Raw genomic sequence first — 9,824 nt, 5'->3', positions numbered from 1 at the left:
ATTTTAAACTTCACAAAGTTAAAAAACATTGGGTAACTATTGCAGTGACAGGACTGGCTTTGGGATTGAGTTTTGCTGGCCTTAACTATGCTTCAGCTGAAGAACAGTCTACCCCTGTTAATGAAGCGACTGTTGAAACCATCATCAAAGAAGGCGCTATTGACGTTGAGGCTCCAGCGACTAGTGAAGCCACAGCTAAACCTACAGAAAATACACCTGCTACCCCTTCTAGCGAGACTGCTACAGTATCAGAAGCACCAGTAGCTACCTTAGAAGTTCCTTCAACAGAAACAGTCTCTGAAAAACCAAGCTCTGAAGTGACAAGTACAGCTAGTTCGGAAGTAGCGCATTCTGAAACTGCACATTCTGAGGTAATTGCAACGACTAGTGAGAGTGTTACAGCTGAGAATGCGTCACCTGTCGGTGATATCCCAATCGAAAATACCACAAGAGGAACTGACCGTTCTGCCTTTACTGAAAAAAGGAATGGATTTGTTACCGAAAAAGAAGAACGCATTGAAACAGAAAACTATTTAGGTAGTCTTATTACCACAAGACATCCTTATTACGTAACTTATTACTACGATAACAACGGTAATAAGCTTATGGGATGGCAAGATATTAATGGAGAACGCTATTATTTCAAAAAAGAGCGAGAACATCCTGGTTTCGAAACCATTGATGGAAAACTCTATTACTTTACAGATAGTGCACGTATGCTCCATGATGAATTTGTTGAAGAAAATGGTCAAACTTACTATCTAGGTAGCGATGGCGTGCGAGTTTCTGGCTTACAAGATATCAAAGGACAAACCTATTACTTTAATCCTGATAGAAACGGCCAACTTAGCTACGGCTTGAACGTGGTTGGTGACAAGCTCTATCTGTTTGGAGATGCTGGCAAAGAAAATGCAGGACAATTAGTTAAAGACACACATCTCAACAACGGTGATTTCAAACTCAATATTGATCCTAATGGTATCGTTACAGTGGCAAATAACCATCCCGCTTTTCTACAAGATAATGGTGGTCACTGGTACTATATGGATAAAGATGGAAAACTTATGACTGGACCACAAACTATTGATGGTTTGACCTATTACTTTGATTCAAATGGTAGACAGGTCAAGGGGGAACGCCGTAAGGTCAATGGTAAATCCTATTTTTACGACCCAGATAACGGCGCCCTTGTGGCGAACCGCCTCGTCACCTTCAAAGCTGGACGATTCATTCCTGAAGAAAACTATGCTAAAGAAGTAAGATTTGACTTTGCTCCTTATGCAAATTATGATAACAATGAACATCCTGAACTCGAACGGTATTATCTTGGTGCCGATGGCCTACCAGTCACAGGATGGCAAACCATCAATGGTAATAAGTACTTTTTCCAAGATGATGGAAATATGGTCGTGCACAGATTTTTCAATAACTATTACTTCTACAATGATGGAACTATTGCTAGAAATAAACGATTGAATATTCCTACACACTATATTACGAGAGAATTTCCAAATATCTATGAATTTGATAATGATGGGGTTGGTAAATTCATTTCTAGTGATTTTAAGGACCTTCGACAAAAGACTGCTTATTTTGTCCAAGATAAAGATGGATACTGGCGTTACTATAATGAATATGGATTTCCTGTCGTTGGCCCTGCAACTATTGATGGCTACGACATGTATTTCCATTTAGGAACTCATAGACAAGCTAAGGGAGAGCTCGTTGATATCGATGGAAGGGTTTACTATTTTGATAAAGATAACGGTCGAAAAGTCAAAGATACAACTTTTGATTTCGATGGTAAGACCTATGTGGCAGACCAATCTGGTGTCCTCAGCATTAAAAGTCAATCAACTGAACGAAACCGCTATATCAGTGATTCCGAAGGTAACTGGTACTATGTCAATGACAAGGGTTACCTCCTCCTTGGTGCCCACACCATTGATAACGTCAACGTTTATTTCGGCACCAATGGTGTCCAATACAAAGGCCATTTTGCTCCTGATAATCACTATTACGATAAAGATAACGGTGCTTTAGTAACAGATAGATTGGTTGAGGATGGCGGCAAAGAGTTTTATGTTGATGAAAAAGGAAAGAAGTTTCACGGTACTAAATATTTGGACGGAATTCAGTACTACTTTAGATACGGCGAAAAAGTGAAAGGTGAGTTTAATTATCCATACCGTGGTGATCATTATTATGACAAAGAGACTGGTGCCCTTGTAACCGGAAAATACTTCGAACATAAGAATAACTGGTATTATGCAAATAGTAAGGGAAATATTCTGACTGGTAGAAGAGTCATCGATGGAAAGCATGTCTACTTCTACGATGATGATTACGGACAATATAAGGGTATACAAGCTAAAGATAAACTCATCATTTTAGGTGGTAAGACTTACTATTATCTTCCTGGCTCTGGTAATCGTGCTGATAATGTAACCTTGACAATCAATCACGTTACTTATTACTTCGATAATGACGGGGTTGGCCATATCCTTCGATAGTCATTTACAAGTGACTATGAACAATTACCCAACACAAAAGGAAGTCGACCAACTGTCAACTTCCTTTTTCATATCATCAATAAATGTCATACAAATAGAACCCAATTATGAACAATTCTAAAACAATTACGATTATCTTGTAAAAAAACTTGTTTGTCATAAAAAAAGTATTATAATAAAGATAGGTGAACATGTAAGCGTTTTACTAAAAACGTTGAAAGTGTACTACAGGGGATTAGGATTAGGAACTTGGCTTTAGACTTCTAACGTCAAAATAATTTTTTATGCATGAAAACTGGTCCTTAGGCACTTTGGCATGATAATCTAAGGCTCTTTTCATACACACATCAGTCTATAATATAAAACTAGAGCTTTAGAGAGAATGCTTCAAACTAAGAGCTCTAGTTTTTTGTATTTGAAGACACATGCCATAGGTTGGATTCAATAATTAAACGAAAGGAGAGAAATAAAAGTATTAGGATAAATAAGTAAAATCACTTGTTTCTAGATATAAATTACACAGCATAAGCATATTCTCCTTGCACACATTTGACGTGCTCGCCTATAAAATCGTCTTATGGCCATACCCTGAGAGATTTAGATATGGGGCTCAGTCGTTTTAACAGATTTTCTCACTTTTAATATTTTTCTGACGGCCTAGCTCCTTTATGTTACACACCTAAACATCGGTGTTCATTTTTGAAGGGAGTCTATTATGAATACTGAAATGAATTATCATTGGCAAATGTCCAAGAAACACGTCGTAGCACTTTCCTGCGCAACTGCTCTAGCTACTTTTACTTTAGTCGCACGCCCTACATTTGCGGATGAAGTAAAAATACCTGAAACTTCTAGTCAACCAACTGAAATTCTTGCACCTGCACAAGAAATTGTAGTAACTAATGTTGAGATCAAAGCACCTACTACAAATCCTATCTCAACTAATACTGAGCTACCTACTAGTACAAGTACGGTTCTTAGTGAAGCTCCTAGCAGTGAAGTCGCATCATCTGAATTAGCAAGCGAATCACCTGTAGAAATCACTTCTGAACAAGGAAATAGCAATCAAGATAATCAGGCAAATAAAACTATACCTATCAAAACGGCAACTTCAGAAGCCTCTACTACAAAAACTTCGGTAGAAAAAGTCAATGAACCTATTCCTATCGAAGAAACAAAAACACCTACAAAAAACAGTGAACAACCTGCCCCAATCGATGAAAATGAAAAGCTAGTCACACCTTCCGTAACACTTGAAAATGCACCTCATATTTCTGGTGGACATTATTATAGTGATGATAATGGTAACTGGTATTACAAGGATGCAAATGGCAAAAATCTTGTCGGGCTGAACTATGTAGATAATGTTCCTGTTTATTTTAGTCAAGACGGTATTCAAATCAAAGGTGGCTTTGCAGAGGATGGCAGATACTATGACAAAGATTCTGGTGCTCTCGTAACCAAGGCCTTTAAAGAACTCTTAACTTATATTGGTCGTGATGATATCAACGGTCAAAACATTTATACTACTGATTGGTACTACCTTGATGCCGACGGACGGCCACTTAAAGGTCCTCAAAATCTTGGTGGTACAAACATGTACTTCTTCCCTAATGGGGCACAAGTTAAAGGACGTTTTGCACCTGACGGACACTACTATGATAAGGACTCTGGTGCGCTTGTAACTAACAGCTTTGTCCATGTCTACAACTGGAATTATCAAAATCAAGACGGAAATCATGTGAATCACTTTGTCATCACCATTCCTAATAATTCAGTCGTTGGACCTAACGGTGAAAACCAATTTTTGGATATGAGTCATTACCCACTTTCTAGCAATGATTTGAATCGCGAAGATTTCTACTATTACGTAGATGATAAGGGGGATAAACTGACAGGACCTCAAACCCTAAACGGCATCCATGTCTATTTCGACCAAAATGGTAGACAACTTAGAGGTGAGTTTGCATTTGACGAAGATGGTACTGTTCATTATTACGATGCGAAAAACGGTGCACGTGCTGAAAATACCATTGTTAGAACAAATACTGGTGCCTTCAAATTCGATGCAAATGGTAATGGACATTTGATGAAACCTGGCGAAGAAATAGATACCCCCGTCACTCCTACACCTACTGTCTCCCTAGACAATGCACCACGAGTTTTTGGTGGTCACTATTATAGTGATAACGAAGGCAACTGGTACTACAAGGATGCAAACGGTAAAAACCTCATCGGTCTCAACTTCGTTGACAACATTCCAGTCTACTTTGACAAGGATGGCAAACAAGTCAAAGGACGTTTTGCAGAGGATGGTCGCTATTACGATAAAAACTCTGGTGCACTTGCAACAAAACGCTATCTTGAAACTGAAGATGGCAACTGGGTTTACGTCAATGATAAAGGCGATAAACTCAAGGGAGAACAAACTATCGATGGTGTTAAAGTCTACTTTGATGATTTCACTGGTACACAAGTCAAGGGACATTTTGCACCAAATGGTAAATACTATGACAAAGATTCTGGGGCTCTCGTAACCAATGCTTTTAAAGAAATCTTGACTTATATTGGTCGTGATGACATCAACAATCAAAATGTCTATACTACTGCCTGGTATTATCTCGATGCTGATGGTAAGCCATTAACAGGACCTCAAACCTTTGGAAATAGTCACTTGTACTTCCTTCCTAATGGGGCACAAGTCAAGGGACGCTTCGCCCCTGATGGACACTATTATGATAAAGACTCTGGTGCTCTCGTCACTGATAGCTTTGTTCATGTCTACAACTGGAATTACCGAAATCTCGATGGTGATCGCATCTTCCACTTCACTATTACCATTCCTGGAAATGATCTCGTAGATCAGGATGGACAGTACCCAAGAGAAAGTAAAGATTTAGATCGTGAAGATTTCTACTACTATGTTGATGCTAAAGGGGATAAACTGACAGGACCTCAAACCTTAAACGGCATCCATGTTTACTTCGACCAAAACGGTAGACAACTTAGAGGTGAATTCAAATTTGACGATGACGGAACTGTCCACTATTACGATGCTAAGAATGGAGCACGCGCTGAAAATACCATTGTTAGAACAAACACTGGTGCCTTCAAATTCGATGCTGACGGTAATGGACATTTGATGGGCCCTGGTGAAGTATAAGAATATAATTCAAATAACAACTATTGATATCGCATAATTACTTTGATTTAGGAATCGCTAAAAAGGAAGTCGTTCAAAATCGACTTCCTTTTTCATATCACATGTAAACTTTTTCTTCTACTTTAAGAAAACTTTAGGCTTTGCTTTATATACTATAACCATCCTAAAACTTTTCTTTTTCATAATCTCCTAAATCCAGGGCTTAGGTCCTGGATTTTTTTGCGTGAAGGAGAAGTAAATGAATTTATGAAATTTGAATCATTGCTTTTCTTCTTTTGCCTGATTAATCATATCTAGGAAATAAGCATGTACCCTTTCGTCACCCGTTAATTCTGGATGAAAAGAGGTCACCAACATCTGCTTTTCTCTAGCTGCCACGATAGCCCCATTGACTTGTGCTAGAATATCCACTTCTGGTCCAACAGCTTCAATAATCGGCCCACGAATAAAGACCATTGGGATCTCCCCTATTCCTTTAAATTCAGCATCTGTGACAAAACTGCCCAATTGGCGTCCATAAGCATTTCTGGCTACAGTGATATCCATATTTGCCAAATGTTTTGTTTGGTCTCCCACTATGGTTTTGGCCAACAAAATCAGACCTGCACAAGTTCCAAATACAGGTAGTCCAGCATCAATTTTCGTCTTAATCGGCTCAAACAAGTCTAAATCATGCAAAAGTTTTCCCATGACTGTCGACTCTCCCCCTGGTAGAATGAGCCCGTCTAAATCAGCGTGAGCTTCCCAATCCTGTCGATTTCTGATTTGAACCGTTTCAACCCCAAGTGCTTTCAAGACCTGCTCATGTTCTGCAAAAGCACCTTGCAAAGCCAGTATTCCGATTTTTGTCATCTATTTTCCTCGCTCTGCCATTAAGATGTCAATTTCGTCCTTGTTGATACCAACCATGGCTTCTCCCAAATCTTCTGACACTTGCGCCAAAATATCGGGACGATTGTAGTTAGTTACTGCTTTGACGATAGCTTCCGCACGTTTTTTCGGATCTCCAGACTTGAAAATCCCTGAACCAACAAAGACACCTTCAGCACCCAGCTGCATCATAAGCGCAGCATCCGCTGGTGTCGCTACACCACCTGCCGCAAAATTGACAACAGGCAACTTGCCATGTTCGTGGACATAACGGACCAAATCAATTGGCACCTGCAAGTCTTTAGCAGTAATATAGAGTTCATCTTCTCTAAGATTTTGAATACGGCGAATCTCTTGATTCATGAGTCGCAAGTGGTGAACAGCCTGAACAATATCACCAGTCCCAGGTTCACCCTTGGTACGAATCATTGATGCCCCTTCTGAGATACGGCGAAGAGCCTCACCGAGGTCCTTAGCTCCACAGACGAAAGGCACATCAAACTGGGTTTTATCCACATGAATAAGGTCATCAGCCGGTGTCAAAACCTCACTCTCGTCGATATAATCAATCTCAATCGCCTGCAAAATCTGTGCTTCAACGAAATGACCAATACGCACCTTAGCCATCACTGGAATACTAACGGCGTCCTGAATTTCCTTGATCATCTTAGGATCACTCATACGTGACACACCACCCACCGCACGGATATCGGCCGGAATGCGTTCCAAGGCCATAACTGCAGCTGCTCCTGCCGCCTCAGCGATACGTGCTTGCTCAGGATTTTGAACGTCCATGATGACGCCCCCCTTAAGCATCTGTGCCAAATTTTTATTTAAGTCGTAACGATTTGTCATTGCAATCACCTCTCATGTTTTTATGTCCTCTATTTTACACAGGATGATTTTTGAAAAAAAGACTCTATTTCCCAAACTGTATGGGGACAATTGCCCTTTCAATCATATCTATAGACGAAAAAATAAATAAATTAGGAAAACTCTTTTATAGGCTATAACTATCACAACTATAAGCATCTTTTTATAAGAGTATGGCATTTTTGTATCCGTTTTCTATTGAAGTTATTAGAAAATAAGATTAAAATATAATCGTAAATTAATTTTTGGTGTTCATGATGTTTTATATGTCACAGCATGAATTTACCAAGTCACCATATAAGGGGGAAATTTATGGAAAACAAAGTTCGTTTCAAACTTCATAAAGTTAAGAAACATTGGATTACAATCGCTGCCTCAAGTTTGGCTATCGGGGCTTCACTGATTGGCCTTGGTCAAGTCGGAGCCGATGAGGTCGAACCTGAAACGACCGCTGTTAACAGTCCTGAAAATGTCGTCTCTGACAGTAATCTTGAGACAAGTGCTAGCCTCATTACAAGAACCGAAGTAGCTCCGGCGAGCACGGCTGTTGAAAATACTTCTAGTGATACAGTCTCAACTGACACTACATCTACTAATGTCGCCAGTCAGCCTGCAGAAGCAACTGCTACACAGCCTGCTAACGAAACTGATAAAAAAATTGAGACAGCTACTATAGATAAAAGTACTGAAACCTCATCCGAAACAAGCGACAACGCAACTACTTCACAGGAAACACCTTCCCAAGGTGGCAAGTTCACCTCAGATGATCAAGGTAACTGGTATTATCTAGACAGTGACGGTCACAAACTAACTGGCCCACAAACCATCGACAGCTTCAACCTCTACTTCCATGACAATGGTATCCAGGCAAAAGGTGAAAAGGTAACCATTGATGGCAAAGATTACTACTACGATAAAGATAACGGTCGTAAGGTAACTGATACAAGCATTGAAGTAGACGGTAAAACTTATCTAGCAGATGCTGATGGCATCCTAACCGAAAAAACACAACTACCAACCCAGGTCGTGACTGGTGGTCATTTCCAATCTGATAACCAACAAGACTGGTATTACTACACTGCCAACGGTGAAAAATTGACTGGTTGGCAAAATGTTGATGGTGTCATCCTTTATTTTGATAAAGATGGGAAACAAGTCAAAGGACAAGAACGAGAGATTGGTGGAAAATACTATCGATTCGATGAGAATGATGGTTCTCTATTAACGAATCAGTGGCATCACACTTCAATTTTCAATGGCTATAGGACAGAACCTCAATATACAACTTATACTAATTACTTAGGCGAAGATGGTGCTGCATTTATTGGATGGCATACCATTGACAGTAAACGTTATTATTTCAAACCTGACGGACTTTTGGCTAAAAATGATACTGTCACAATTGATGGGAAGATTTATCTTTTTGATTACCAAGGACAATTGGTCAAGAACAAATATGGCATTGTTGAAACTCCTTCAATGTTCCATGCAAACACTTCTACCTACCGTACCAATGCTAACGGCGAAGTCTTAACTGGTAAACAAATTATCGATGGAAAAGAATATATCTTTGCTTTAAAGGGTCAAGTTCTTGATGGTATCATAGGTTATGACAGCAAACTTTATCTAGTCACAGATAGTAAAATAGAAAAAAACTATTTTGGAGCCCTTTTTTCAAAAAAAACATTTTGGGGCGGGCCTAGTTTCTCTGGAATCTATGGAACTGATAAAAACGGTGTCCTCCTCGAGGGCATCCAACGAGGCTCTGATGGTCACCTTCACTACTTCCAACCTGAGGTAAAAAGTGTTGATAAGCCTACATGGAAAGAAATCGATGGCAAGCGCTATCGTCTAACAAAATCATATCGAACAGAAAGATATGCTGGTATGTACACCACTATTATCCTTACTAACGACACTTTGAAAGTCGATGATAAGACCTACACAATTGATAATGAGGGAGTAGTGACTGAATTTACGGCTAAAAACCAATTTGTTCGCGATGATTTCTGGAACTGGTACTACTACGACAAAGAGGGCAAACTCCTAACAGGCCGTCAAACCATTGATGGTGTTCAACTCTACTTTGATAAAAATGGTAAGCAAGTCAAAGGTAGCCTAGTAGACATTGATGGTAAAACTTACTACTTTGACAAAGACAGTGGGGCTATGTGGACGAATACCACTCTCGAAAAAGACGGCAAAACTTATATCATCGATGAAAACGGTGTGGCTACTGAGAAAGTGAATTAAAAAGGAAAGACATAATATTTCTACCACTTTAAGAAAACTTTAGGCTTTGCTTTATATACTAAAACCATCCTAAAACTTTTCTTTTTCATAATCTCCTAAATCCAGGGCATAGGTCCTGGATTTTTTTGTTTTTAGAAAAGTCTGTAGCAACT

Annotated in this window: 5 protein-coding genes; 3 read left to right on the top strand and 2 right to left on the bottom strand. The window is 39.4% G+C overall.

What is annotated here, in order from left to right; all coding sequences use genetic code 11:
- Positions 1–2,513 (top strand): KxYKxGKxW signal peptide domain-containing protein (locus AX663_RS04285; RefSeq protein WP_082759646.1); only part of this gene is annotated, 2,513 nt, incomplete at its 5' end.
- A gap of 715 nt (positions 2,514–3,228) precedes the next feature.
- The gene (locus AX663_RS04280) at positions 3,229–5,676 is read left to right on the top strand and encodes a glucosyl transferase (RefSeq protein WP_197414201.1); all 2,448 of its coding nucleotides are present in this window, start codon (positions 3,229–3,231) and stop codon (positions 5,674–5,676) included.
- 258 nt (positions 5,677–5,934) lie between these two features.
- On the opposite strand, the gene pdxT is transcribed toward AX663_RS04280, so the two are convergent.
- Both pdxT and pdxS read right to left on the bottom strand, forming a co-directional pair.
- Positions 5,935–6,528: a pyridoxal 5'-phosphate synthase glutaminase subunit PdxT gene (gene pdxT, locus AX663_RS04275; RefSeq protein WP_060972796.1), complete on the bottom strand. Its 594-nt coding sequence runs from the start codon at positions 6,526–6,528 to the stop codon at positions 5,935–5,937.
- A complete protein-coding gene (gene pdxS, locus AX663_RS04270) occupies positions 6,529–7,401 on the bottom strand; it encodes a pyridoxal 5'-phosphate synthase lyase subunit PdxS (RefSeq protein ID WP_037602288.1) in 873 nt (290 codons plus the stop codon). It abuts the gene before it with no gap.
- A 330-nt stretch (positions 7,402–7,731) separates the two neighbouring features.
- On the opposite strand from pdxS, the gene AX663_RS04265 reads away from it, so the two are divergent.
- Positions 7,732–9,672, top strand: a complete 1,941-nt coding sequence (locus AX663_RS04265; protein ID WP_060972795.1) for a KxYKxGKxW signal peptide domain-containing protein — start codon at positions 7,732–7,734, stop codon at positions 9,670–9,672.
- The last annotated feature ends 152 nt before the right edge of the window (positions 9,673–9,824 follow it).

This window comes from Streptococcus sp. CCH8-H5, assembly GCF_001556505.1.
In the GTDB taxonomy this organism is placed as follows: Bacteria; Bacillota; Bacilli; order Lactobacillales; family Streptococcaceae; genus Streptococcus.
Note: the sequence above shows the minus strand (reverse complement) of the source record. Positions and strands in the feature narration are given on the sequence as shown.

What these genes read in the sequence shown, in the direction of transcription:
- AX663_RS04265 (WP_060972795.1), top strand. Translation starts at nt 7,732, where the DNA reads ATGGAAAACAAAGTTCGTTTCAAACTTCATAAAGTTAAGAAACATTGG.
- AX663_RS04280 (WP_197414201.1), top strand. Translation starts at nt 3,229, where the DNA reads ATGAATACTGAAATGAATTATCATTGGCAAATGTCCAAGAAACACGTC.
- pdxS (WP_037602288.1), bottom strand. Translation starts at nt 7,401, where the DNA reads ATGACAAATCGTTACGACTTAAATAAAAATTTGGCACAGATGCTTAAG.
- pdxT (WP_060972796.1), bottom strand. Translation starts at nt 6,528, where the DNA reads ATGACAAAAATCGGAATACTGGCTTTGCAAGGTGCTTTTGCAGAACAT.